1 protein-coding gene is annotated in these 757 nt (G+C 37.4%); it reads right to left on the bottom strand.

Annotation, left to right across the window (positions count from 1 at the left end; genetic code table 11):
* Positions 1–340: 340 nt before the first annotated feature.
* Positions 341–757 (bottom strand): YdcF family protein (locus tag ACFIK8_RS11190; protein ID WP_375669467.1); only part of this gene is annotated, 417 nt, incomplete at its 5' end.

Here is a 757-nt window from a genome sequence, read left to right as displayed (position 1 = left end):
AATTAAGAGAATCACTCTGCTAGATCATACGCCTTTTCAGCAATCGAAGATGAAAGAACCATTTTTGCCTTCCAAGATGCAAAAATAGCGTAGACAAAATTTATGCAAAGGACACTCTTTGTTTTGGGTGTTTTTAAACTTTTTTATAAAAACGGGTCTTAGAGGGAAAGAATTGATATCAAAAGGCAAAATAGATTGGTATGAAAAGAGTGAATTGTTAGTGGTTCCCGTTTGTGTAACAAAGGGTCGATCATGTCTATGGCCTAAGAGCTGTGTAAATACGATGAACGTAATGAAGGGCTGGTTCGAAAGATTTTCAGAGAAAACCAGTGTGTAAAGACTAAAATGCAGTCCTTATATAGACCTCAAGCGTTTTAATATATTGGAAGACAAGAATACGTATTTGATTGATCTGTTGTATCGTGCTTTCAATTTCACTCTTTTTGACGGGATAGGCAATGAAATTGATGTCAGGCATTAAGTATTTTAGTTCACGCAAAGAACGCCACATGTGGTAATCATGGGTAACGATATAAACTGTTTGGTAGTGGTGTTTTTTGATCCAATCTGCGCTTTCTTCGGCGTTTCCTTTTGTGTTAATTGCTTTATGTCCGATGTCAACGCAACAGGCGAAGAGCTGTGGGGTAATATGTGTGCTGTACATGAATCTTTTGAGATTGTTTGTTGTGTTAACTCCACTAATTAAGAGCCGCGAACCAAGCTCTTGCTGTAAAAGATTCAATCCTGTTTCTATTCG

This window comes from Bartonella sp. MR168JLCBS (assembly GCF_042194175.1).
The sequence above is the reverse complement of the archived record's forward strand: the minus strand, read 5'-3'. Positions and strand labels throughout refer to the sequence as shown.